The organism is Lysinibacillus sp. UBA5990 (assembly GCF_002429815.1).
Lineage (GTDB): Bacteria > Bacillota > Bacilli > Bacillales_A > Planococcaceae > Lysinibacillus > Lysinibacillus fusiformis.
In genome coordinates, this window is the sequence record NZ_DJAY01000015.1 from 1,705,380 (window position 1) to 1,728,994 (window position 23,615).

Here is a 23,615-nt window from a genome sequence, read left to right on the forward strand (position 1 = left end):
TTTTTTAGCGTTATTTTGCGATATTTTGTTTTTTTACCGTTGAAAAGAAGATCAATGTTAGTATACCGCTAAAGAAAAATAAATAGCTCAATGGGATTAAAAAGAAGTTCTTCTCCACAATCACTCCGTTTGCTAGTACCTCATCGCCAAGAATTCCTTTTATAAATAAACATAAAACACCTATCATCATAGGTATCGTTGCTAATAAATATTTCTTCATCATCTTTTCCTCCATATAATTTGTCTATTGTAAATGATCCATTTCCAAGCATATCGTCTGATTTGCTATAGCTATAATAATCCCCAACACATCTCAAGTCAATATTTTTTTATCGAAAAACAATAAATCATTATTGTTTTCAGTTTTAACAAAATGATAGAATCTATGATAAAATAAGAACATACATTCTATCTCTCTTATTTTTTCACGTGTGATAGATTAGTTATTTGAATAAATTTTAGTGCGAGTGGCATTAAATAATACTATAATATAGTGTCGGATAATCTGTTATGAAGTATTAATTGGTTGTTTAAATTCATCTTTAACGATAGCAATTTCATACACATTTAGATGGTAAACTTCGCTTAAAATGCTTTCAAAGTTCACATGCTGAACATCCAAAATGACACGACAACCACTATTCGTCTTTCCTGTTTTGTTTCTGGACAGGATAAATAGCTTGGATTGCTCCATGTACTTGAAAGCTGTAGAGATTGTGTTGAACCCAACCTCTAATTTGTTGCTCAAATGCTCTCGACTTCCTTTGATAATGCCATTGTATGTAAGATCATAAATCAATTTTTCTAGCACTCTATGTACTTTCCCTCCAGGATAAATACCTTGGGTTGCTAGTACTTCTTCTAATTGCTGCAGGCGATCTTCTTTGAGTTGCCGATCTCCTTTTTGATTGCCGTATGTAATAAATGTTTGGACTGCTTGGTTTATAATAAAGATGAAAAAATGATGAGAAATTGCTCGAATACTAGGTGTTTCAGAAGCAACTATTAGGAGATGGTTGAAAGAACTAAAATGTGGATACTCTATGTAGAAAACATATAGAAACGAATAAATGTTTGTATAGAAAACATGTAGAAATGCGCTTTTTTATGGGGACATCGAAATACTAGGCTCTGCCTAGTCTAACACCCCAAGTGATAGCAGATTTCCCTTATGACGTTTTATGGCTTTTCTTATGAACATTGTTTATACATCTTTTTATACAAACAGCGTAAACGTTGGTATAACAATATTTTTACTTGTTTGTTTTGTCCTTTGCATTGCATAAAATCGTGTATATTTCATATGACAAATGTGGCTATTTCTTATTAGTAATGATTGATCCAGAGATTTCAGCTAAGTTGATGGTGTGAAAGTTCCTGAAAAAGCAAAAAAATTGAAAATAAAAAGCCTCTGTTATATCGTTAGAGGCATTTTTATTTTCAATTTATATTTCATCACGATAAATATCAATATCATATTCTGAGTTGGTGTCATAAGCAAATTTGATAAGTTTTTGGTCGAAGAAAAGGCCTGATGTTTCGGGGAAAATAAGGACAACTGCTATTTTACATTTTAAATTAAATTCTTTTTGAAAGTGATTAATGATATTTACTTTATTTGTGAAAATATCAATTAGTTCATTAATTTGTAAAGTAGGATCACTTGTCAATTGGTAATCTATTTCGTAAGTCCATGATGTGGTATAACTTTCGTGTTGTGTCTTTCCAATTGTATAAATTTCTCCCTTTGTACGTGTTTCTGTTGGTGTTATTACTATTTTTTGTGTGAATTCATCTAATGGAAAATCATCTCCAAATATACAGAAATAAGTTCTTATATTAGTAGTTGGCTTTTGCATTTTTTCCCCTTTTCAGCGTTGATATAACAGCGTTTTTAACCAAATCCTGATGTTTAGTAATAAAAACAGCTACTTCAATGAAAAGTAACTGTTTGTTAAACGGTTAAATAGAAGCTGACGCTTGTTTTATTAAGGCAGCAACCATTTTATCCATTTGAGCAAAGCGATCATCCTTGGTTTGCCCTTTGGCATAACGATAATAGATTTGCTGACAAATGACCGCTAATTTGAAATAGGCAAATGTACAGTAATATTGAATGTCTGAAATACCCCGCCCACTTTTTTCAGCATAGCGTTCAATAAATTGCTGACGGGTATAAAATCCTGGCAATACCGTAACGGGTGGGTCACCCAGTGCATGTAACAGCATTTTGGGATCATCCGCTTGCATCCAGTAACTCATTGCGACACCTACATCAGCAAGTGGATCCCCTACTGTGGTCATTTCCCAATCAAATAAACCAATCATTTCGGAATAGTCCTCAGAAAACATAGCATTATTCAATTTATAGTCATAATGAATAATGGTTGCCTCCTCATTGTGAGGAATATGTTTTTTTAACCAATCTGTTAAAGCTTTTACTTCAGCGTACTCTGCTGTTTTAGCTTTATCATAGCGCTCGATCCAAGCATGTACCTGTCGTTCCATAAATCCATCAGGCTTCACCATGTCCTTTAATGGTGTGTTCTTATATGGAATTGCATGGAGTGCTACTAATGAGTCAACCATCTTTTCAGACAGCTGACGGGTTAGTTCCTCAGTCGGTTTTATTCCTTTTGGAAAAAAGGTGTCGAGGACGATACCTTTTTTGCGCTCCATTAAAAAGAAATCACTGCCAATAATATCTCGGTCCTCCACATAAACATAAGGTTTTGGAACCGCAGGCAAAAATGGATGCAATGCTGATAAAATAGTAAACTCTCTCTTCATATCATGGGCCTTCTTAGCAACTGGGCCAAGTGGCGGCCTACGAAGGACCACTTCAAAATCAGCTATTTTCAAGCAATATGTTAAATTGGAGTGACCAGCACTAAATTGTGAAATTTCCAATTGCCCCTGTGGTAGTTCAGAAAAATGGCTTTCTAAAAAAGCGCGCAATTTGACTACATCTAGTCGTTCACTTGCCCTTACTTGCATTGTATCCATCTTATCCCTCCCTTAAATAATGGAGCTCATGCCCCCATCAACAACAATGACATCACCGGTCACATAATCTGATGCTGCCGATGCTAGAAATAACGCCACACCCTTTAAATCATTTTCGGAGCCAAGTCGTTTTAATGGCGTAGCGCCCATCAAATAATCTTGACCACGTTCAATTAATACATTAGACATTTTCGTTGGGAAAAAACCAGGTGCAATGGCATTGACATGGACACCATGAGGTCCCCATTTGACGGCTAAATCCTTCGTTAATGTTATAACAGCCCCTTTGCTGGCATTATAGGCAATAGTATCCATAAATGCAGGTAGTGTACCACCAAGCCCTGCGATAGAAGCAATATTAATAATTTTCCCGCTTTTCTGCTCTAACATCAATTTGCCGACTTCTTGGCTCATTAGGAATGTTCCATTCACATTGACATCAAATACTTTTTGCCAGGCTTCATACGGCATATCGATAGCAGGTGTTCCCCATGAGGCCCCACTGTTATTGACTAAAATATCAATTTTGCCGAACGTAGTCATCGTTTGTGCCACAACATTGGCAATATCCTCTGGTTTTGTTACATCACAGGCTAACGCTAATGTTTGAACCCCTAATTTTTCAAGAGCTGAAGCGACCTCCTCACATGCTTCCACTTTTCGCGAGCATAAGACAACATTGGCTCCCGCTTCGGCAAAGCCTTGGGCAATTTGCGCTCCTAGTCCACGTCCCCCACCTGTCACAATGGCTGTTTTCCCCTGTAAGCTAAATAACTCCATTACAGTCATTTCACCAGCTCCTTATGTTTTTTCGCATGCTTTTTTAATTCCAGCTTGGCAACTGTATTACGATGCACTTCATCTGGCCCATCTGCTAAACGCAATGTTCGAGAATTTGCCCACTGTGCAGCAAGTGTTGTGTCAGGCCCTACTCCAGCGGCTCCAAATGCTTGAATCGCTCTATCTATGACTCTCAGTGCCATATTCGGAGCAACAACCTTAATCATCGCAATTTCTGCTTTTGCCTCTTTATTGCCCACCGTGTCCATCATATAAGCAGCCTTTAATGTTAAAAGTCTTGCTTGCTCAATATCAATACGTGACTCGGCAATTCGTTCACGCATCACACCTTGATCTGCCAGAGGTCGGTGAAACGCATGACGCTCCTGTACACGTACACACATTTCCTCTAATGCCCGTTCAGCCGCACCGATAAGACGCATACAATGATGAATTCTTCCTGGACCTAAGCGACCTTGGGCAATCGCAAACCCTTTTCCCTCTCCCCATAAAATATTGTCTACAGGTACGCGCACATTCGTAAAGGTCACCTCTCCATGTCCCTCTGGTGCATGGTCATAGCCAAAAGCCGTTAACATGCGCTCCAATTTTACCCCTGGCGTATCCATTGGTACGAGAATCATAGATTGTTGCTCATGAATAGGGGCTGTTGAATCTTTATGTTTACCCATAAAGATAGCTACTTTACAGCGTGGGTCGCCAGCACCAGTTGTCCACCATTTATGACCATTTAAAATATATTCATCGCCATCTCGTTCAATACTTGCCTCAATATTCGTAGCATCACTTGACGCTACTGCAGGTTCAGTCATCGCAAAGCAAGATCGTATTTCCCCGCGTAATAACGGTTCAAGCCATTGCTTTTTTTGTTGTGAGGAACCATAGCGAACAAGTACTTCCATATTACCTGTATCAGGTGCATTACAATTAAACACTTCTGGTGCCAATAGTGAACGTCCCATAATTTCACATAATGGAGCGTATTCTAGATTTGTTAACCCCGCTCCATATTCACTATCTGGTAGAAATAAATTCCATAAACCTGCTTCCTGTGCTTTCTGTTTTAGCTCATCCATAATGGGTGGAATCGCTCCCCAACGATCCTCCATCGCCTCGATTTGTGCAGCATAAACGGCCTCATTCGGATAGATATATTGCTCCATAAAATTCGTCAGCTTGTCCTGTAACTTCACAACTTTTTCACTATATGAAAAATTCATTGGAAGAAACCCCCTTTGCTTGAACTCCGAAAAAAATGAATCATTATTCATTTTTATTCTTACATTAAATGTTACCGCTATTTTTCTAGTAAATCAATTCCATTTCGCGAATTTTCTAATTAAAAGGAAAATTTCATGTATATAGCAATTGGATTAATTTATATTGTTTTCGTTTCGAAAAACTGCAGTATATCTTTCAGCAATTGACGGATAGCAAATGGTAAATGGCGGTTTTTTAAGTACACCAAATAAACATTCCGACTTAGATTCGCTCCTTCTATTTCCTTTTTAACAATGGTTTTAGCTGTTGGACCCTGTAAATAGTTTTCTGGTAAGATGGTTATCCCTAAATTTTCTCTTACAAGAGATACAGCCGTTTCAAAACGTTCAATTTCAAATTGAATATCGATGCTCTTACCTGCTTGTTCAAAAGTATTCAAAATATCACGTCTTGTTTGAAACCCCTCTGTACTTATTATAAAAGGCTCTGCACTAATGTCTGAAATCGATAAAGTCTCTTTCTTCGCTAATGGATGATGTAGGGGTAAAACAGCTACTAAACGTTCCTCATATAAGGTTTTAACTTCAAGCTCTGGATCATCCATCAACTGATTGGTAATAATTAAATGGGTTTTATAGCTTTTCAAGGATTTTTTTACACGCTTACTGCCTAAAATATCCACTAAATGGATCATCATTTGGGGATACTCTTTTTTATAGTTAGCAATTACTTTAGGAAGCCAATGCTTGATTGATTCCATTACACCAATAGTGATTTCACTTGTGCCATGAACAACGACTTCATCCATTTCTATTTTTAGCACTTCCATATTTTTCACAATAACTTTTGCACGTTCAAATAGCACCTCACCTGCTTCCGTTAACTGCAGATTTCTAGTATTTCTGTCTAACAAAGGTGAGCCTATCTCATGTTCTAGTTTTTTAATGGCATTACTTAAGGAAGGCTGCGAAATATGCAGTCTTTCTGCGGCTTTTGAGAAATTCATTTGCTCTGAAACAGCGATAAAATATTGTAATTGTTTAATATCCAATACGGTGATCCTCCCTCATTTATAGTTTAAAGCTATAGATTGATATTAATTATATATTAGTAATTATAATTATGTGAATATATAATGAATTACAACAATATTTTTTCTACAATAATATTTGCAATGGGGATGATAAGATTATGTACACAATGACAGATCAAAAACAATGGAAAGGCCGTATAGATTCAACAACAAATAAAAGCAGTTTCCGTTTGCATCAACAAGTAAAACGAATCGCGATTAATGATGTAAGCGCTTCAGATAAGAAAGGTGCTGCAATGATTGGCTTTATGTGCGATGAGGGTGTACGTCGAAATCAAGGTCGAGTAGGAGCAGCAAATGGACCAAACGCACTACGTGAAGGACTATCTAGTTTACCGTGGACGTTTGAGGAGGAGCAACAAATTCTTGATGTAGGGAACATCATTTGTCTCAATCACGCACTAGAGGAGGCACAGCGAGAGCTTGGTGATGTGGTTAGCATCCTCTTACAAAAGAAATTACAATGTGTTGTACTCGGTGGTGGTCACGAAACACTGTACGGTCATTATTTAGGTGTTCGTGCGGCATTACCAAAGGAAGCAAAAATCGGCATTATCAATATCGATGCTCATTTTGATTTACGACCATATGACGAGCAGCCTTCTTCTGGTACAATGTTCCGTCAAATTTTAGAACAAGACCCACATGTCGATTATTTTGTTGTTGGCATACAACGCTATGGCAATACAAAAGAGCTATTCGAAAAAGCAGATGAGTTACAAGTGAAGTATGTAGTAGAAGATGACATGACATCATCGGCTAACCTTCAGCCATTAATGGATGATTTACAAAAATATATGGATCAACACGATTATGTGCTTTTAACATTATGTATGGATGTATTAAACGCAGCATCGGCGCCAGGCGTAAGTGCACCTTCACCGTTTGGACTTGAACCGACAACTGTGCGTACGATTCTTCAAAAAGTAACTTCGCATCCGCATACTCACTCTTTTGATATTTGCGAGGTTAATCCGTCATTAGACGAAAACGGACGTACGGTGAAATTAGGTGCTTATTTTGTCTATGAAGCACTGAACAACTTACTTGGGGGGCAAGGTTCATGATCGAAATTAATCAAATTACAACGGTGTTTCTAGCCGTTGCACTCTTTGCATTAGGTGGCTTTCTCATTAATAAAATTGGATTCTTAAAACGTTTTTGTATACCAGCACCAGTGGTTGGTGGCTTGCTGTTTGCTGCACTAGCGACCATTTTAAAGACTACAGGAACTCTAGAAATATCACTGGATACATCATTACAAAGCTTATTTATGATTACGTTTTTCACAACCATCGGCTTAGGAGCAAGCTTTAAGCTAGTTAAGCTTGGCGGAAAATTACTTATTATTTACTGGCTAGCATGTGGCTTCCTTGCCCTCATGCAAAATGTCATTGGAGTTTCTCTTGCGTCACTGATGGGAATTCATCCTCTGATCGGTATGATGGCCGGTGCCGTATCCATGGAAGGTGGCCATGGTGCTGCAGCAGCATTTGGACAAACATTAGAAGATTTGGGCATTTCCTCAGCAATGACAATCGGTGCTGCGGCTGCAACTTGTGGTTTAGTGGCTGGTGGTTTAATTGGTGGGCCAATCGTTAAATATTTAGTTGGTAAATACAATTTAACGCCCGATGAACAAGAAGCTGAAGAAATCGAATATGAAAATAAACATGAACAAATTACATCTGATTCCTTCTTTACACAAGTCTTATTAATTACTTTCTGTATGGCTGTCGGTACCTATGTTGGAACATTATTCTCAGAAGCGACAGGCTTCGTTCTGCCAGGCTATGTAGGAGCTATGTTTGTAGCTGTCTTAGTCCGCAATGTTATGGATAAATTTAAACCAGAAGCAATCAATATGAAGAGTATTTCATTAATTGGTGATGTGACATTAGGTATCTTCCTTTCAATGGCACTAATGAGTGTTAAATTATGGGAAATTGCTGATTTAGCACTTCCATTATTTATCATCGTCTTTGCGCAAGTATTCTTTATTGTTATATTTAGCACTTTCGTCTTGTTTAAATTACTCGGCAAAAACTACGATGCTGCCGTGATGGTTGCTGGTTTCGCAGGACATGGTCTAGGAGCAACACCGAATGCCATGGCCAATATGTCAGCCGTTGTCCAACGCTTTGGGCCTTCTAAAAAAGCCTTTCTCGTTGTACCAATTGTAGGCGCCTTTTTAATCGACGTATTTGGTATTCCTATTATTATTACAACTATTAATTTATTTAAATAAAAAACAAGCCGTACTTCGTCTCTAAAAGACTAGTACGGCTTTTTCTATTATTATTCCCCTCATGTAAACTATACTCTAAAAGTTCTTACAGCTGAAATTACTAGAGCTGCGTGTCAATTGCCCCTATTATGTATACAAGGCGTCACAGTTCACTGAAAGGATTCATCAAAAAAATCTAAGTCAGATAACTATCAAACTTAGATTTCATCGAATATTATTGTAAAATCTCACTAACCGTAACAAATTCATAGCCTTGCTTTTGTAAGTAGAGTAGGACATTATCTAAACCATTGGCAGTCGTTTGATGGATATCATGCATTAAAATAATACTGCCGTCTTTTACAGATGCTTTCACATAAGCTAAAATTTTATCTGGATTATGATGCTTCCAATCAAGCGTATCAATTGACCATAAGATCGAAGGAATTGTCATTACCGAACGAACTTGATCATTTGTCGCCCCATACGGTGGACGGAAAACAGTTGGATACTGACCAATCGCTGCATAGATTGCATTGCTTGTGCCATTTACTTCTTGTTTGACACCAGCGATGGATAATGCAGTTAATTTTTTATGGTTTGATGTATGATTGCCAATTTCATGCCCACCGTCATAGATTTGCTTAACGATCGGAGCATTTTTTGAAACATTTTTCCCTACCATAAAAAATGTTGCCTTTGCATCATATTTTTGTAATGTAGCTAAAATTTGCGGTGTTACTTTGGCATCTGGCCCATCATCAAAGGTTAAAGCTACACGTTTTTTTGAACCCTTTGGTGCTGGCACCCCTTTATTATAAACTTTATTATTAGTAAGCTGGATATTGGCTAATTCAGAAGCTTTGACATACCCTTTTTGGTCACCCGCTTCTACATAAGCCCAGCCCGCAAGCGTTATGTAATGCTGCACAGTCATCTTATTCGCAATTGTTCCTAGAACTTCTCCATTTGGACTAGCCGTCAAGCGTAACACAGCACCGTTTGGAGCATTAATTCGTTTCTTTGTTGGTACAGGTTTCTTTAGTGCATTTGTTGCCACATAGCCTATATCCTCTCCATATTGGACGAAAGACCAACCACCAGGTGCTGTACCATAGACATAGACCATGCGTCCTTCATATAGTTGACCAGCATGCTGAGCATTTTGACTTGGTGCCGTAAATAAAGTAGTGCCACCCTTCTGAATAACTAAGTAGCTCTCCGACTTTACCTTCACTAAAACGTCAGATGTTACATAGCCAGCCAGCTCTGGCGTTTGAATATGCGTCCACCCTTTACTTGCTTGTATCACTATGATGAAGCTACCTTTCGCAACTTCACCGATTTCCGCACTATTTGTGGATGGCTCATCGTAAATAACCGCATCTTTATTGATCTTTTGAATCTTCTCTAATCCTTCAGCACTTGCTGACAGCTGCCCCACCATTAAGCCTAGTAAAAACGTCAAACAAAAAGCATAAGCATAAGGTAAAAATTTTTTCATTATTCTACACCGCCCTTGATGTCTTTCCATGTCTGTAAATTGCTAAGATTTAACTTTAATTATAGAGGAATCGTCTATACCAGAAAATAGTTATAATCAACTAGATTCCTAATTCAAGTTTTTTAGAAAGGCATGGATACAGTACTCCTACCCTATTTTCTATAAAACTATTCATTAATCAAGTTGATTTCAGCATCAATGTTTGTTAATTCGATAAAAGGACAGCGATTGCCTATATTAGTTGCGCTGTAACAATTCGAACAAACGGTTGCCTGCTATGAGCACAAAAATTATGGTGCTACTAATTCAACCTTTATTCTATCAGGGTCCTCAAAAAAAACTGCATAATGATCTTCTCCTCCTCCAAATGGATGCTTATTAGCATATAGAATATGAACGCCCTTTTCTTCCAACTTCTTTGTCATATCATCAATTTGTTTCCTGGAACTTGCGTGAAACGCCAAATGATTTAAACCTACACGACTTCGATGATAAGCGATATCCATAAACTTTTCGTTCGTTTGGACAAAAACAATATAGGTGTCGTCTATTTTCCAGCTCCGACCACTTTCCCATTCCTGATAAGGTTGATAACCCAATTCCTCTAAAAACCATCCCCAAAAATGTATGGTGTTTTTCAAATTAGAAACATTTATTTCTATATGGTGAATAAGTCCTTGTGACAAATGGATAATCTCCTTTTCAACAAAGTTTTGAACTGCTATATCTTCATTTATCTATCCATTCATATTGAATATCTGGTAAATTCTCTTCATTTTCATGTCCTCTTCCAATGATGGTAAATCCATTCTTTTCATAAAACCGTTGTGCGTTTTTATTTACTTCGAACGTAAATAGCGTTAATCTTCCACTTGATTGTTTTTTTACATGGTCTAATAATGTTTGGCCTACTCCTAATCCTTGATAATCAATATGAATATAGAGCTGACTAATCTCCTTCTCGTTATAAGCAATCATTCCGATTACTTGATTATCCATGAACGCTAAATCGATTTGAAATGCTTCAAGTAATATATGGTTTAAAAAATAAATGTGGCTTTCCATGCTATGCTGTTCTTCCTGCCCAATAGCCTGTTTCTTGCTGTCTCGCCACATCACCACTGTTTGTTCCGCATATATGGGATCATATGGGATGATTTTAAATGGGTGTCGGTTCACTACGACTCTACCTCCATGACATTTGGTCACTGCTATATAATTTCTTCCATTCCTCGCAAACATGTATAGTTTAACATAAATAGCCAATCATTAATGAGCTAAGCCCTATTAAAGAGCATCGTAGGCTGTCAAAGCATCTTCGATATGTGGGGGTGGTGTCCAAGCATACCCTGGAGCATTTGTCGTAATGAATAGAAATTTACGTCCATTTTTTTCCATCAAAGACGCTAGACATAGCCCTGCTTCTGGCGTATATCCCGTTTTTCCCCCCAAGATGGTTCCATCCATGCTAGGTATTCTCGTAAATAACGTATTTGCTATTAGCAATTCTGTTGGAACGTGTGTCATGTAAGTTTTCGAAGTAAAAATATGATAAAATGTCGGGTTTTCTAATGCATAACGGAGAAGCTTACTAATATCCTGTAAGCTTGATACATGTGCCTCATCATGTAGGCCGCTTGTATTGACAAAATGCGTAGCATCCATGCCAAGTGCCTGTGCTTTATTATTCATGTAAGTGACGAATTCATCCTCGCTGCCAGCAATGGCTTCAGCAAGTGTACTCGTTGCATCTGCACCTGATGCAAGCAATGTGCCGTATAATAAATCTTCAATCGTGACAAAATCTCCTGCATGAAAGCCTGCCATAGATGCATTTTGAGCAGTATATTTGGCGATTGTTTGAGGTTTGACAATCGTTTGCATTTGTAAATCATCCGTCATTTCAATCGCAACAATAGCGGTCATAATTTTTGTTAATGAAGCAGGATATATGATGGCATCCGCATTTTTTTCATATAAGACGTCGCCCTGTTCATTAAGTAGCAAGGCATTTTTGCTATGTAAGGACGGTAGCTCAAGATGTGCAAACTCTTGTGTTTTGTTTGTATAATATAAAATGAAAATCACGATAACTAAACAGCAAAATAAGACCCATTTTTTCATAAAAAAACGCCTCCTACACAATTATAATAGGCGGCAATTTTGAATATTCCTTAAGTTTAGAATAAAAGCATATAAGAAAAGGCTCCAATACGCTATTATCCGTTAATAGACATCTTCGAAATTAGAACAAATTCTTGTCACTTCTTGATTAGCTAATTTAAAAAACACATCTTGAGTAACTTCTAATTTAAGTGCATCTTATGAAGTCTTGCATACATCCCTCGTAAAATACGGCCCGTTAGTCCGTGTGAGACAACGATCACCTTTGGATGATGTTGGATCTCTTTATGCCAAGAGGATAGTCTGCTTACTACCGCTTCATAACTTTCCCCATCTGGCGCATGGAAATACCAATTAAAAGCATCTGTGTTCGCCAATAAATCTGGCCAAGTTTGCTGAATGTCTGACATTTTTAAACCAGCCCATTGTCCAACTGCCACTTCTGTTAATCGTTGATCAAACTCCACCTTATTCTTATCGTAGCCAATCGTTTCACAAAGTATTTCTGTGCTCTCCACGGCTCTTCCAAGTGGGCTTGAAATAATTTTCCACTCATGAGCATGACCAATAAAGGTTTTCAGCATCCGAGCATTTTGTTGCACTTGCTCTCGACCAAGCTCCGTTAATGGTGAATCTAGTTGTCCTTGATATCTTCCCTGCGTATTAAATTCAGTTTCGCCATGACGAAGTAAGTAAATCATTTGCTGCATTAATTGGTTCCCCCTATCCAATAGCTTACTCTCATCATGTTAGAGGATTCATTCTTTTAAAGCAATAACAGGATATAGACGAAGCCCAAAAACAAACATAAGGGACTGTATAGCTTCGTATCATTTTTAGCAAATTGAGAATGGTTGATTGTTTTAAAAAAACCAACATATTTGAAATCACCAATTGCTCGTATACTAAATACAATGGCACAGACGATACATCCTATTTTAGAATAGGTGGAGGCAGGTAGGGCTGTCATATATCCCCCTTGGACAAAAATGATAACACTCGCTAATAGAACTAGCAAAGCCACACAGAGTGTTCCCCATTTTCTAGGACTGAAAACTGCTTGTTGACTGCCTTCTCTACTGGGAATAGCTGCTCCAGTCCCCCATTGCCCACCGAATGCCCAATACACATGAATAATACTTATCAACCATAATAGACACACTGAAACTAGTGATAAAATTAACATAGTCCGTTCCTCCTTTTCCATCAATAACATACGCCATCGTATGTTCAGGGTATAAAAAGGGTCCCTAAAGATTTGTTATACCCTCTTAGGGACACATAAAATTCTATAACAGCAGCTTCACCATTTTCTCTAAATCAAAATGGGGGTTGGCTTCATAGCGAGTCATCCAGCCAACATAGCTTAAATAAGCAAGCCTTGCTCGATCGTTTGATTGTTCTTCATCTATACCTTTTTTTTGATAAAGCTTGGCAACACAGTCAATTCGTTGTTCTTCAATTTGAACAATTCGAGTAGCGACATGAGCATCATATTTGGACCAAGCATAGATACCCATTTCTATTTTCTTATCTTTATGAAAACTTATGCGTAAGAGCTGCTCTAAAGTAGCCCCTTCCTGCTCCATACTTTCAATAATGGCTTTTGTCGCATGTGTTTCCCAATAATCAAGCATGGCATCTAATAGTTCTTGATGATCACGAAAATAATGATAAAAGCTGCCTTTACTAATTTTTAAGGATCGAGCTAGTGCCTCGATACGTACTTTATGTATACCGTCTTCCGCTAATTGTTGTAGGCCGGCTTTTATCCAATCTTCTCTTGTTACTTGCATGATCATCCTCCTGAAGAATACGTTGGCGTATGTTTTGTCTTATATTACCACTTTATTGATGACTCATCAACTTTTCTGGTCTTTCTGATGTACATTGATATGATTATTCACTGTAAGATTAATGGTGATAACACGTGGTAAGATAGCACACACTAGAAAAATGCCAATGAACTTTTTCATTCGCTTCCCTCTCTTCTTTCGGATTGTTATTGCTCTGGTATAAAATATAGGAACATCCGATTTGGACATTCCTATTCTCTACAGAATCCTTTTTAACAGTCGCGTTGCCCTGGCCAAACTCCTTGCATTTTACTTAGAAAGACGATTTGCCCAATATGATAGGCGTCATGCATTGCTATACTCTTCAGCTCAAGCACTAATGTTCGTTCTCCACGGACATCTGTCTCTAAATCCACTTGTGTTGATTTTGCTAGTATTTTTTCAAGTTCACGGTGTACATACAAATATTCTTCTTTTGTTTCCTTCCAATTTTGCAACGTCAAAGTTGGTAGACGGAAAGTAGCGTCATTATTTTCTGCCTGCGGTTCATTGTCTGTTTCATCAAGATATAGCATGAGAAGTCGTTTTTTATAGAAAAGTAAATGAAAAACTATTTCCCAAATGGAATTCGTTGTCCCCTCAGTTGGTTTCCAAGTTGCCTGTTCAAGCGTAATATCCTCTAGCACTTTTTCAAGCGGTGGAAACCAGTCCTCTTGATCTAAGCAACTTGTCCATTGTTGTAGCAAAAGTGTCTTTACATCCATTTTCTTTTCCCTCCCATTTGGTGAATGCGTTTTATGTGTTGAAAAAGCCTTTAGTGAAAGTGTCTACGAATTAGGTTATTTTCTTTTGCCACTCGCTTTTTACATTTTTAATATGATTATCCGCTAGCCGACTTGCTCTAGAACAGACGTATAACCAAACTATCTTTAAAAAGTATTATCAAATAAATTTTCTGCCATGCCCAATAAGATGTCCTGCTCCTCAAATGTCATCAGCTGTTCTTTTGTTATCGATGCCTGTTGAATTAGTCGGTTTGATTGAATGGTTACCAGTTTTTCGAACAAGTTTCGAATATAACGGCCGTTCGAGAAATTAGGAATGCTTTCAATTGGGATTTGATCTAGCTGCATTTTCATATGATGTGCAAAGGATTCACCATATTGATAGTCATTCGTTTGACAAAGCATAGCAAAAATCTCATAGAGTTCCTGCGTACTAAAGTTATCAAACTGTACAAAATGATTAAAACGTGATTTAAAGCCTGGATTAGATTGTAAAAATTCCTCCATAAGCTCTGTATAACCGGCAACGATGATTACTAAGTCATCTCGTAAATCTTCCATAGCTTTTAATAAACTATCAATGGCTTCCTTGCCAAAGGCATCTTGTTTATCATTGATCAAGGAATAGGCTTCATCAATAAAAAGAACACCTCCTTTTGCTTTATGGACCACTTCTTGAACCTTTAGCGCTGTTTGTCCCACATATCCTGCCACAAGCCCTGCACGATCTGTTTCCACAAAATGACCGCTTGATAGGACACCAAGATGCTTATAAATTTGACCGATAATACGTGCCACTGTTGTTTTACCTGTGCCCGGATTACCAGAGAAAACAAGATGATAGGTAATGGGAAAACTCGTTAAGCCATGATCCACCCGCAAACTTTGAATTTTAATAAAATTGATTAAATTATGTAGTTCTTTTTTGGCATTTGGTAGACCTACAAGGCTATCTAGCTGCATTTGCAGTTTCTCTATCTCTTGCTCGATTTCAGGTGTAATCCGTAGCCGTTCATCATCGATAAATTCGCCACTATAAATGATCTTTCCTTCTTCATTATAAAAGTCCCCTCGTCCATGCTTTTTGCCATGCACCAACTCCCCTTTATAAGAGGCCTGTCCATTTGCGTAATAAAGTACCCCTTGTCCTGTCATCGCATCCTCTTTAAATTGGCCTTCCGCTTCTAGAATTCCTTGCCGAGAATAGATTTTCCCTTTACCATGCTTCATATCCTCAAAGAAGTAGCCATCATATTGGAGCGCTGTCACACCAAGGGAAAGCTCCTCAGCGGTCGGTGATTCAGTAGGATAATAGAGCTTCCCTGCCCCCTGCATATGATGCCAAATAAAATCACCCTCGTATTGTAAAAAACCAGTTGGATAGTATTGTTTGCCTTTGCCCTTTTTCATGCCATGAACAAAATCACCCTCATACTGAGGCTGATTTAAATGAGGATATTTTTCTCGCAAAGCTTGATAAGGGGCAATAAGATCCTCTTCATAATATAAAATGCCGTAACCATCCATTAAATCATTTCGAAAATGCCCTTCATAATGAATGGAACCGTCCTTATATAAAATGCCATGGCCTTGTTTTTTATTTTGAATAAATTCGCCCTGATAAATAAGTTGCCCTTTTAAATACATGATGCCATTTCCTTGTTTCATATGATTGACGAATTCACCCTCAAATAATCGTTCACCATCTTGATCAAATAATATGCCCTTGCCATCATAAATATCGTGACCGAATTCATTTTTTTTGAAACCACCTTGATACATGATCGTTCCGTCTGGGTAAAAAAGTTCTTTTTCTGCATGATTATGTGTCATTTTATTGCCTTCCTTTATCATTTCAGTATATGCTCAATTATAGCGTGGATAAGAATACATATGTGCGAATTTTTAGAATTTAAGGAGAAGAGCATGAAAAAAAGATATAAAATACTTCTAGGCATTTTACTACCTCTACTAATTCTGTATATCTCTACAATGCTGTTAACGCGTGACACGGATTTTTCAAAGGAGGTTACGGAACGTCTAGATGTAGAGGAAATTAAGTCGATTGAAATTATTCGTGCCTCAGATGAAAAGACAATAACAATAACAGATGAAGCTGAAATGAATCAAATCATGCAGCAATTAAACGAGCAACCATTAAAAAAGGTTTGGTTTACTAAATCTAATTTTAAAGAGGCTTATTGGATCACTTTAGCGATTAATGGCGATCGAGAAGTTGGCTTACGTTTAGATGATGCCGAGCATTTATTCGTTTATTTATATGAAGAAAATTACATGAAGGATTACAAACTTACTAGTGATTTCGATACGTCATTCATTGAACAGCTTTTTCAGTAGAATAAACATAGACAGCCCTCCATGCTAATGATGATTCATGTCAATGATATAAGTTCAAATACCTTTTGAATGGTGTATTAGATGACATGTAAACTTTTACTATTTCATTTTGTTTGTTGTTCTAATCGGTTGTAACCTAAGGCTTTGACTTTTTCAGACGAAATAAGAACTGGGAAGTACAGCTTGAGGTTACGGTGACAACAGAAACGTGAAATAAAAAAAGGACTTTAATCCATTCGATTAAAGTCCTCATACTATTTATTTTAATCTGACAGCCGTGCCATATACTAATACTTCTGATGTGCCATCCATCACGGAAGACGTTGCATAGCGTACGCCAACAACTGCATCTGCGCCTAAATGCTTGGCCTCTTCCTCCATTGCCTGTGTCGCAATTTCACGAGAGCGCACTAGCATTTCAGCATACTCTTTCATCTCTCCGCCCACAATATTTCGAAGTCCAGCCATCATATCACGCCCAATGTTTCTTGACTGTACAGAATTCCCCTTTACTAAACCTAATGTTTCAACCACTTCTTTTCCTGCCACCACATCGGATGTTGCTAATAGCATCGTTTTTCCTCCTCGTGTTACAATTTTTGTATAGCCTCTACAGCCTCTTCAATAGTAGATGTAATAACACCATTACGTTTAATTAAGCCTATTACAAATAAATTACGGTAGACAAATTGATTCTCGAGCCCATCTCGTACCAATGCCTCTATTTTTTGCATATTGTCCCGTCCTTGTTGGCGAACATCTGTCATTACACCAATAATAGGACGATTCAGCATAGAAAACGCCCCAATTTCAGCGGCTACACCAGAGTCAATCTCAACCCCATCTAATACGGCAATTAATACATCACTATTTTGTAGCATTTCTAAGTCTGCCTGAGCAATCGCTAAACTATCCGCATAAGCCGACTTATCATTGATAGCCTCGTTCTCCTGTGGAACATATAAGGCAATGCCTGGGACAGCTTCACGAATTGCTGCTGCTAGTTGTTCATTTACTAAACGATCTCCTAAAGAAAATAATCCATTTGCTAAATATGCTTTCATGTTGAACTCCTCAATCTATTGTTTTTTCAAAAACGATTTTATGTCTTCCCTTTTCATCCACAAATGTTGAAGCAATATCAAAACCATGCTTGAGATTAGCGATGAGCATGGTTTTGAAAGTATTTCTGCCATATGTACGAACTTTGTCAAAGCCCAGTGTTTTAATATGTTCATGCTGTTTTATCATTAATTGGCTAGCAATCCCCTGACCTCTCTTCGTGACATGAACACCACCCAACCAACTATAAAAAACACCATCTGGATGTGGATATCCTAGTTTAAAGCCGATGACACTTGCATCCTCCACCGCCAAGAGGCAAAGTAGGCCCTCTTTCTTCGCTAGCTTTTCAACAGTTAGCTTAGCACCATCAAATACATGGGCGTGTAGTTCTTGCAATGACTCGATCCAATCATAGGGTAGACCTTCTATCGTCACAATATACATGTTCATCACCTCTATCTGTTTGATAGTATAACAGAAATACTCTACCTTGGTGATGCTTTAAAAGAACCCGATGCTATGCTGTTCTATTCATCCATGGAAGGTCTATGTCATTGCCCACGCTGGAAGTTAGTTGATTTCAGCTAATAATTCCTTATAATAGAAAGATATCATCCATCCACAACATCACTAGAGGTGTATTTTTTATGTATTTTGGTATTATTCCACTAATTTTATTGTTCATTTTTCTCTTTTCTTATTGGAAAGACCCGAGAAGGATGATTAACGGACTACTATTTAATATGTTTGTCTGTTCATTTCTGTTATTCTGCTTCATTGTTTCCTTTTCATCCGATCTTTACTTATTAAGAATGGCTGTCGTTATTCCACTAATTGCCCTTTTTCTCCTTATTCCCTTTGCAATTATTGCTTTAATGTTTGGCCTATTTTTAAATGCTAGAGTATTAATGAAACGGGAAGGTAGACGCTTGGCTAATTCATTAACCTTGCTAGTAGCTATTGGCATTTTAATATTTATTCTGTTACCGATTATCAATCCAGCTAGCTTGTTTTCAAGTCATCTCCAACCAATATTTGCTGGGGTATCCCTTATTACATTTTATTTCTTTATCCATTTATCTAATTTCTTATCAGCTTATTTTCTCTATCAATTTAATCGCCCCAAGTATAATCAAGATTTTATCATTGTACTGGGAAGTGGCTTAATTAATGATAAGGTACCGCCCCTTTTAGCTAGCCGCATTCAAAAAGCGATCGATTTCTATCATAGACAAGCTGCAGTAGGTACCCCTCCCACTATTATCTTTTCTGGTGGACAAGGATCTGATGAGAATCTACCTGAAGCAGAAGCCATGCAAAGGTATGCGATTGAGAAAGGGATCCCTATAGAGCATACGCTACAAGAAAATCGTTCTGTCAATACGTATCAAAACATGTTATTTTCGAAACAAATCATGGACAATATCAAACAAGGCAAGGCATATAACAGTATCTTTACAACAAATAATTTTCACTTGTTTCGTGCAGGAATTTATGCAAGACTTGCTGGCTTAAAGAGTCAGGGCATTGGTTCGAAAACGGCCTTTTACTATTGGCCAAATGCCATGATTCGTGAATATGTAGCGATTGTTGTTTTAGAACGGAAACGACATATGAAACTGATTGCCCCAATCATTATTATTACCATCTTATTAGCCCTATTCAGTTTTTTCTTGGTCTAATCAGTTGAAAGGATTCAATACACGTATTTGAATCCTTTCATGGTGTTTTATAGCAAGAACTCTGCCATCCCCTAATAGAAGCTCTTTATCAAAAGTAAAGGATGTTTTCTATCCGCCCATTTGTTGCAAGCGGCTAATATCTAACTCTATTCTCTGTATGAGATAGGCAAGATTAGATGACCATTCCAGCCAATTCTCAGACTCACGCCATAGTTCTATAATTTCTCTTTCTCCGTATTGATCTGGAATCTCATTTTTAATGTCTTTCAGATATTTTAAAATAAATGCCAACGAGTCTTCATCTGCCAGCAGTTGCTTTTGTGGATGAACGCTTTTATGACCACAAAATTCTCCACTATCGAGAAAGTCAATATAAAGCTCTGCTAACGCCATTGCACTAACATCAAAGAAAAAGTCGATATCATCTAAGGTCTCACCAAAAAATCCTTTACTTTTCATTTCTTGTACAATGTTCGATAATGGTACATACTTTGATTCTTGATGATGTTCTATATAATCCCGTAACATACCAACTACATCTAAACCTTCATCGCATTCCAACGCTTTATAACCCCATGCCCCCATCGTGTCGCACCTCGCCCTTCATATAGGATATTTTTGTACTTGTTAAGCCGATGAAGTCGTCATTAAAAAGGACCACAGCAAACAACGTGCTCCGAACCATTCTATATTCATTGCAAAAAAAGCTCTGTTTTATAAATAAGAGCCAAAGTAGAAATTCACTTTCTCTTCTGAATAGCCGTCCTGACCTCTCCAAGTTGCCATAGACATAAAATCAGTTCCCCGCCCGCGTTCCTTGCGATAATCGTCTGTCGATACTAGTAGGCCAGCATACCCCCATATTTCCATAACGGCATCTCGCTCATATTGATTGGATTTGAAAACATCCTTCCACCGCTTTTCTAATTGTCTAGCAGCATCCGTATCTTTACAGGTCTTTATAGCCCCTAGCATCTGTTTGAAAATTTCTATATCTGCCTCACAAACGATTAACGACTCTTGTTCTTGTATTAAACATTCTAGATCGAGCAAACAATACACTAGCCAGTTTAAGCGAACACCTCCCCACTTCACGCGTTCAAAATTCAGGACATTTAGATCTTCGTTTATATAGTTTTCATTCGACATTATTTTATGTTCATTACAATAGCCACAGGCACTGTAGGATACTAACTCTTCAGGTCGCTCATGATACGTATGAATCGGTAGTTGTGCAGTAAGAGCCCAGCTTGATAACGCACTCCGTAAATATACTTTACGGGTCGAAAGGCTGTGCAAAAAGGCCTTCACCACAAGATCCTTAGTTAGCATGTCATCATGAAGCTGTCGCAGTCTTTGTATACATTCATCATGGGAAATCGTTAGGCGATCAAACATCAAGCCCAGCCTTTTCGCATACTGAAAATCCTCCTCTGTATACGTATACTCCCCTTCTCTCCATCTACCAGATTGCCAATATGTTTGCATTAAGATTTTCTTTGCCTTTTGATCCATTAAAAATTTCCTCCTACTAAAGTCCTAACTTGACCTTTAGGTTCTCCGCCATCTCTCTCCATTGCTGCTTCCAAGGCAAGCCATCCAGTTCCTCTACTGCTTGCGCGAGCCAATAATCACCCTCCATTAGCTCAAACATGTCCATAAAGGTTATCACCGCACATACTGGATTGTTTAATGCCGCTATCATCGGCTCTGGCCCATCATCCCAGTTGTAATGATTGACAATGGCATGCAAAATAATAGACGAGGAAACCTTGCTAATTTCTTGACACATCTTCTCGAGATTTTCTTCATAAAGGATAATATCCACTTGTCGCCGGTCTTCCGAATTCAAGGTCAATCTAATGGCGCCTGGTGTATCTAACAATAAATCAGCCATTTCGCTTTGCGCTCTTGCGGCATACCAGGCAGTGGCTGTCATTCCTTCTGTAGCCTGTAAAGAAATGCCTCTAGCAAGGAGTAATGAAATAACTTCTTTTTGCTTAAATTTCACAGCTTTTTTAAGTGCCGTATCACCCAGCTTATCTCGTACCTCCAAATCTATATTTTGCGCAAGCAGAAGCTTAATCCCTTCCATTGACATCCGATTTGTGATGAAAAGCATTAACGGTGTTCTTCCTCGTGCATCACGTTCATTTACATCTAGCTTGCTCACAGCTTTTCGCACCGTCTCCAGATTTTTGGATTGACTAACCTCCGTCCATTCCATTTGACTTTCCCTCCTAATTGACCCATTGTTGTAATTTTTCTAGCTCTTCCTTCCTTTCCGAAGTTCCTTGTTTTATACGCTGGGCAAGCTTCTTAGCACCGCCAAATATTCGGTACAAAACAAATTCACGCTCATAGCTTTCTTTCGTTTCTAACTCCTGAACAAGCGCCTTTAGTAGGTCTACTTCCATATTTTCAATCCCTTTTAGCGGCTTTGCTGATTCATTAGCACCAAGAAGAATGGATACAAATACAGGAATGAGGTCTACCGATAAGCCATGAGCTTCAATAAAAGCCTCCCCATAGGAATCCTGTACAGACTGATGCTCAGAATCGACGAGGGTCATATAGCTTTGCACAAGCGGAAAATAATCCTTACTATATAGCCCTAAGCCCAAAACCGCATAGGTTCCAGGCATGGCTGATTTTTCACTTGGCTCTACATCCTGGTACCATGCATATTCCTTCATTGCCACCTGAGCATAGTCTGCTAATAAAGGAAAAAGACTAGGATAAGCTAGGCAATTAGCAAAAAACTGATGAAGCTTCGATTTGGCTAACTTTTTAAGCGGAAGGAAATTTTTCACTTTCGTCTTTAAGGTCATTTTATAGCCCTTCGGAAAGCCTTCCTGTAAAAGATGAATGATATAATGAAGCGCTTCACGATAAGCCGCTTCCTCTTCCTTTTTTATTTGTATATCAATCGTTTGCAAAATATCATTGGCTCTGCCCTCAATTAAAGCACTTTTGCACTTACTGTCAAAACGTCCACTTCCATTTAGTAAATACTCCGTTGCCTGCTGTGAGCCAAGCTGTTTAGCAAGTCTGAGATATAGCAAACGAGTAGCTGGTTCTTTATAACCGATTTTGACCGCCACATAGAGAAAGAAATCTAGCTTTTCCTGCTCCATATAAGGTTCTATGTCTTGGTTTTTAAGTACCCACGCATTGGTGTAATCATCTGTTTGCTCAAAATAGCCCTTTAAAAAGTGGTCTTCTGCCCAATGTTTAAAAGCATTTGTAACATAATGGTTCCACTGTTCTAAACGCTCTTTATTCGTCAAATGTTTTTCCTGTAGCTGACGAATAATCGGTTCGATCTCCTCTGCTGTTTGTTGAAAAAAATGTGGATTGACTAAATGCTGTGCTAAGAAAAACTCATCATTGACACTTGGACGCACAGGGAGCTCTGCCATAACTTTCATTTCAATAAAAGACACTAACTCCTGTTTCATGAACGCTAGCTTTTGATCATTAAGCAGCTCCTTTTGAAATTCCCACATCGTCTCACCATACTCAAATTCAAGCAACACCTGAAAATGATAATCAAAAAACCAGGGACCATATGGCTGTGCCTGAAACATTTGCTCCGTCTTTGTACATAAAGCAAAAAAAAGATCCTCAACATAGTTTTGTTCTATAATTTCCTGTATGTATGTCCCTGCATCCACCTTATAAGCACTATCACTCCAGCTAAATGGTTCATAGACATCTATATAAATAGTCCCGTATTGACTTTTGCCTTTTTTCCATGTGATTTTTAAATAGTTAAAGATACCTGCTTGTAGTCGGCTTTGATGTTGAATACCATCAAGACGTTTACTCTCTTGCTGATAAATGGTGGTAAGTTGATCCCACACATCCGCTAAAAATAATTCTATAGACTGCTGCATATGCTTCATCCTTTCTTAGAGAAAAATCTCTCGCCAAATAATATTTAGCGAGAG

At 38.0% G+C, this 23,615-nt stretch carries 28 protein-coding genes; 5 read left to right on the top strand and 23 right to left on the bottom strand.

Features of this window, described 5'->3' with window-relative positions:
- Window positions 1–10: 10 nt before the first annotated feature.
- Window positions 11–223 carry a DUF3955 domain-containing protein gene (locus B3D94_RS21170; RefSeq protein ID WP_291760263.1) on the bottom strand — a complete coding sequence of 71 codons (213 nt, stop codon included), beginning with the start codon at window positions 221–223 and terminating at the stop codon, window positions 11–13.
- Window positions 224–508: 285 nt separating this feature from the next.
- The gene (locus B3D94_RS21175) at window positions 509–748 is read right to left on the bottom strand and encodes a hypothetical protein (protein WP_291760266.1); all 240 of its coding nucleotides are present in this window, start codon (window positions 746–748) and stop codon (window positions 509–511) included.
- Window positions 749–971: 223 nt separating this feature from the next.
- Here B3D94_RS21175 and B3D94_RS23120 point away from each other — a divergent pair, with 223 nt between their 5' ends.
- Complete coding sequence (locus tag B3D94_RS23120; RefSeq protein ID WP_414674015.1) at window positions 972–1,049, top strand: hypothetical protein; 78 nt, start codon at window positions 972–974, stop codon at window positions 1,047–1,049.
- 396 nt (window positions 1,050–1,445) lie between these two features.
- Here B3D94_RS23120 and B3D94_RS21180 read toward each other — a convergent pair whose 3' ends face one another.
- The 5 genes from B3D94_RS21180 to B3D94_RS21200 all read right to left on the bottom strand — a co-directional run bounded on the left by B3D94_RS21180 (window position 1,446) and on the right by B3D94_RS21200 (window position 6,079).
- The gene (locus B3D94_RS21180; RefSeq protein WP_069481681.1) at window positions 1,446–1,859 is read right to left on the bottom strand and encodes a DUF4279 domain-containing protein; all 414 of its coding nucleotides are present in this window, start codon (window positions 1,857–1,859) and stop codon (window positions 1,446–1,448) included.
- A gap of 103 nt (window positions 1,860–1,962) precedes the next feature.
- The gene (locus B3D94_RS21185; RefSeq protein ID WP_291760270.1) at window positions 1,963–3,006 is read right to left on the bottom strand and encodes a phosphotransferase family protein; all 1,044 of its coding nucleotides are present in this window, start codon (window positions 3,004–3,006) and stop codon (window positions 1,963–1,965) included.
- Between the two features lie 12 nt (window positions 3,007–3,018).
- On the bottom strand, window positions 3,019–3,795 hold the full coding sequence (locus B3D94_RS21190; protein WP_291760273.1) for an SDR family oxidoreductase: 777 nt from the start codon (window positions 3,793–3,795) through the stop codon (window positions 3,019–3,021).
- Window positions 3,792–5,027 (bottom strand): acyl-CoA dehydrogenase family protein, encoded by a 1,236-nt coding sequence (locus B3D94_RS21195; protein ID WP_069481684.1) that lies wholly within the window; start codon window positions 5,025–5,027, stop codon window positions 3,792–3,794. The genes B3D94_RS21190 and B3D94_RS21195 overlap by 4 nt, the downstream gene beginning before the upstream one ends.
- Before the next feature lie 158 nt (window positions 5,028–5,185).
- Window positions 5,186–6,079 (bottom strand): LysR family transcriptional regulator, encoded by an 894-nt coding sequence (locus B3D94_RS21200; protein WP_291760276.1) that lies wholly within the window; start codon window positions 6,077–6,079, stop codon window positions 5,186–5,188.
- 140 nt (window positions 6,080–6,219) lie between these two features.
- On the opposite strand from B3D94_RS21200, the gene hutG reads away from it, so the two are divergent.
- Complete coding sequence (gene hutG / locus B3D94_RS21205; RefSeq protein WP_258269225.1) at window positions 6,220–7,188, top strand: formimidoylglutamase; 969 nt, start codon at window positions 6,220–6,222, stop codon at window positions 7,186–7,188.
- On the top strand, window positions 7,185–8,369 hold the full coding sequence (gene gltS, locus B3D94_RS21210; RefSeq protein WP_291760280.1) for a sodium/glutamate symporter: 1,185 nt from the start codon (window positions 7,185–7,187) through the stop codon (window positions 8,367–8,369). The genes hutG and gltS overlap by 4 nt, the downstream gene beginning before the upstream one ends.
- A gap of 214 nt (window positions 8,370–8,583) precedes the next feature.
- Here gltS and B3D94_RS21215 read toward each other — a convergent pair whose 3' ends face one another.
- The 9 genes from B3D94_RS21215 to B3D94_RS21255 all read right to left on the bottom strand — a co-directional run bounded on the left by B3D94_RS21215 (window position 8,584) and on the right by B3D94_RS21255 (window position 16,390).
- Window positions 8,584–9,852, bottom strand: a complete 1,269-nt coding sequence (locus B3D94_RS21215; protein WP_069481688.1) for a polysaccharide deacetylase family protein — start codon at window positions 9,850–9,852, stop codon at window positions 8,584–8,586.
- A 290-nt stretch (window positions 9,853–10,142) separates the two neighbouring features.
- The gene (locus tag B3D94_RS21220; RefSeq protein ID WP_069481689.1) at window positions 10,143–10,538 is read right to left on the bottom strand and encodes a VOC family protein; all 396 of its coding nucleotides are present in this window, start codon (window positions 10,536–10,538) and stop codon (window positions 10,143–10,145) included.
- A gap of 43 nt (window positions 10,539–10,581) precedes the next feature.
- Window positions 10,582–10,968: a GNAT family N-acetyltransferase gene (locus tag B3D94_RS21225; RefSeq protein ID WP_414674016.1), complete on the bottom strand. Its 387-nt coding sequence runs from the start codon at window positions 10,966–10,968 to the stop codon at window positions 10,582–10,584.
- Window positions 10,969–11,139: 171 nt separating this feature from the next.
- Window positions 11,140–11,976 (bottom strand): D-alanyl-D-alanine carboxypeptidase family protein, encoded by an 837-nt coding sequence (locus B3D94_RS21230; RefSeq protein WP_291760288.1) that lies wholly within the window; start codon window positions 11,974–11,976, stop codon window positions 11,140–11,142.
- Window positions 11,977–12,158: 182 nt separating this feature from the next.
- Window positions 12,159–12,686, bottom strand: coding sequence for a histidine phosphatase family protein (locus B3D94_RS21235; RefSeq protein ID WP_291760290.1), 528 nt, complete (start codon window positions 12,684–12,686; stop codon window positions 12,159–12,161).
- Window positions 12,687–12,742: 56 nt separating this feature from the next.
- Window positions 12,743–13,162 (bottom strand): DUF3995 domain-containing protein, encoded by a 420-nt coding sequence (locus B3D94_RS21240; protein ID WP_291760293.1) that lies wholly within the window; start codon window positions 13,160–13,162, stop codon window positions 12,743–12,745.
- A gap of 103 nt (window positions 13,163–13,265) precedes the next feature.
- The gene (locus tag B3D94_RS21245) at window positions 13,266–13,772 is read right to left on the bottom strand and encodes a TetR/AcrR family transcriptional regulator (protein ID WP_069481694.1); all 507 of its coding nucleotides are present in this window, start codon (window positions 13,770–13,772) and stop codon (window positions 13,266–13,268) included.
- A 272-nt stretch (window positions 13,773–14,044) separates the two neighbouring features.
- A complete protein-coding gene (locus B3D94_RS21250) occupies window positions 14,045–14,536 on the bottom strand; it encodes a DinB family protein (protein ID WP_291760296.1) in 492 nt (163 codons plus the stop codon).
- Window positions 14,537–14,701: 165 nt separating this feature from the next.
- Window positions 14,702–16,390, bottom strand: coding sequence for an AAA family ATPase (locus B3D94_RS21255; protein WP_291760298.1), 1,689 nt, complete (start codon window positions 16,388–16,390; stop codon window positions 14,702–14,704).
- A gap of 93 nt (window positions 16,391–16,483) precedes the next feature.
- Between B3D94_RS21255 and B3D94_RS21260 the strand changes: the two genes are divergently transcribed.
- The gene (locus tag B3D94_RS21260; protein WP_069481697.1) at window positions 16,484–16,915 is read left to right on the top strand and encodes a DUF5301 domain-containing protein; all 432 of its coding nucleotides are present in this window, start codon (window positions 16,484–16,486) and stop codon (window positions 16,913–16,915) included.
- 258 nt (window positions 16,916–17,173) lie between these two features.
- Here the strand turns inward: B3D94_RS21260 and B3D94_RS21265 are convergent, their stop codons facing one another.
- From B3D94_RS21265 to B3D94_RS21275, 3 genes are read right to left on the bottom strand one after another with little or no spacing between them, the layout of a single operon-like run.
- Window positions 17,174–17,488 (bottom strand): YbjQ family protein, encoded by a 315-nt coding sequence (locus B3D94_RS21265; RefSeq protein WP_069481698.1) that lies wholly within the window; start codon window positions 17,486–17,488, stop codon window positions 17,174–17,176.
- A gap of 17 nt (window positions 17,489–17,505) precedes the next feature.
- Window positions 17,506–17,979, bottom strand: a complete 474-nt coding sequence (locus tag B3D94_RS21270; RefSeq protein WP_069481699.1) for a nucleoside 2-deoxyribosyltransferase — start codon at window positions 17,977–17,979, stop codon at window positions 17,506–17,508.
- Window positions 17,980–17,989: 10 nt separating this feature from the next.
- The gene (locus B3D94_RS21275; RefSeq protein WP_258269213.1) at window positions 17,990–18,424 is read right to left on the bottom strand and encodes a GNAT family N-acetyltransferase; all 435 of its coding nucleotides are present in this window, start codon (window positions 18,422–18,424) and stop codon (window positions 17,990–17,992) included.
- Window positions 18,425–18,627: 203 nt separating this feature from the next.
- On the opposite strand from B3D94_RS21275, the gene B3D94_RS21280 reads away from it, so the two are divergent.
- A complete protein-coding gene (locus B3D94_RS21280) occupies window positions 18,628–19,662 on the top strand; it encodes a YdcF family protein (protein ID WP_069481701.1) in 1,035 nt (344 codons plus the stop codon).
- 108 nt (window positions 19,663–19,770) lie between these two features.
- Here B3D94_RS21280 and B3D94_RS21285 read toward each other — a convergent pair whose 3' ends face one another.
- From B3D94_RS21285 to B3D94_RS21300, 4 genes are all read right to left on the bottom strand, one after another.
- Window positions 19,771–20,247 (bottom strand): DUF4259 domain-containing protein, encoded by a 477-nt coding sequence (locus B3D94_RS21285; RefSeq protein ID WP_069481702.1) that lies wholly within the window; start codon window positions 20,245–20,247, stop codon window positions 19,771–19,773.
- A gap of 129 nt (window positions 20,248–20,376) precedes the next feature.
- Window positions 20,377–21,177 carry a hypothetical protein gene (locus B3D94_RS21290; RefSeq protein WP_069481703.1) on the bottom strand — a complete coding sequence of 267 codons (801 nt, stop codon included), beginning with the start codon at window positions 21,175–21,177 and terminating at the stop codon, window positions 20,377–20,379.
- A gap of 16 nt (window positions 21,178–21,193) precedes the next feature.
- Complete coding sequence (locus tag B3D94_RS21295) at window positions 21,194–21,889, bottom strand: DUF4274 domain-containing protein (protein ID WP_291760307.1); 696 nt, start codon at window positions 21,887–21,889, stop codon at window positions 21,194–21,196.
- A 13-nt stretch (window positions 21,890–21,902) separates the two neighbouring features.
- Window positions 21,903–23,561: a DUF6138 family protein gene (locus tag B3D94_RS21300; RefSeq protein ID WP_291760310.1), complete on the bottom strand. Its 1,659-nt coding sequence runs from the start codon at window positions 23,559–23,561 to the stop codon at window positions 21,903–21,905.
- Window positions 23,562–23,615 lie beyond the last annotated feature (54 nt).